Raw genomic sequence first — 1200 nt, 5'->3', positions numbered from 1 at the left:
TATTTTTTACCAGCAGGGACACTTGAATATTTTGATATAACTCATTTTGTAAAAGATAAAGTAGGATTCGTTTTATTTTTAGAGGAAAAGAACCTACCTCCGGCCGAATATGCAGGCCAAACACTTCACTCAAAAGGGTTTTACCCGGAAGTTCGGGTACAGGACTTTCCGATACGGGAGAACAAAGTAGAACTGAGTATAAAGCGCCGCCGCTGGGAAGTTCAGTCTACAGGAGAAATTGTATCTCGTAACTGGGATCTGGTTATGAAAGGAGCACGACTCACCAAAGAGTTCGCGCTTTTTTTAAAAGATACACTTGGACGATCATCCGATTAGCTGTCATCAACTGGCCCGGATGTACCAGATGGATGGTAGTCAACTTCAGCAGCAATACAAGCATCACATCAGCGATTACAAAGATTGGGACCAGCGGGAGCATGCCAAAGAATGGATGCTTTTTGAGAAGAACGTGGGCACTCACCTGAGTATTGATGAAACAGCCTTATCCAATGATGAGCTTTATACAGTAGTTACCAATAAAGCAGCCAAAGGTCAGAAAGGCGCTATTGTGGCTATGATCAAAGGCACCCAGGCCGACAAGGTTATAGAAGTATTACTGCGTATTAGCAAGCGATTGAGACAAAGGGTGCAGGAAGTAACCCTGGATATGGCAGCTGGTATGCACCTGATCGTCAAACGCTGTTTCCCTTACGCACACCGTGTTGTAGACCGCTTCCATGTGCAACAACTGGCCTCTGAAGCAGTGCAGGAAATACGTATCAAACACCGCTGGCAGGCGATTGATGAAGAAAATGAACAGATTGCCCTGGCCAAAAAGCAAGGAATTACCTATATCCCACAGTTATTACCCAATGGTGATTCTCCCAAACAATTACTGGCACGCAGCCGCTACCTGCTATTCAAGCACAAAGAACATTGGACATATTCTCAAAAACGGCGGGCTACACTGATGTTTGAGCGCTATCCGGCAATAAAGGCGGCCTATGATCTATCAATGAAACTGACTATCATATTTAACTCCTGCAAGTGCAAAGAAGAGGCTTTTAAAAAGCTGGCTTTATGGTATAATGAAGTAGAAGCCGCTGGTATTGATTCTTTCAGATCCGTTGCCAGATCAATTGAAACCCACTATTTGACTATACTCAACTACTTTAACAACAGAAGTACCAACGCTTCTGC

Annotated in this window: 2 protein-coding genes; both read left to right on the top strand. The window is 43.9% G+C overall.

Annotated features, from left to right (window positions below):
- A partial coding sequence (locus BMX95_RS34370; RefSeq protein WP_244898132.1) for an ISAon1 family transposase N-terminal region protein occupies nucleotides 1–336 on the top strand: 336 nt, incomplete at its 5' end.
- On the top strand, nucleotides 317–1200 hold an 884-nt coding region (locus BMX95_RS34365), incomplete at its 3' end, for an ISAon1 family transposase (protein WP_244898131.1). The genes BMX95_RS34370 and BMX95_RS34365, both read left to right, overlap by 20 nt.

Source organism: Niastella yeongjuensis (assembly GCF_900110245.1).
In the GTDB taxonomy this organism is placed as follows: domain Bacteria; phylum Bacteroidota; class Bacteroidia; order Chitinophagales; family Chitinophagaceae; genus Niastella; species Niastella yeongjuensis.
Note: the sequence above shows the minus strand (reverse complement) of the source record. Positions and strands in the feature narration are given on the sequence as shown.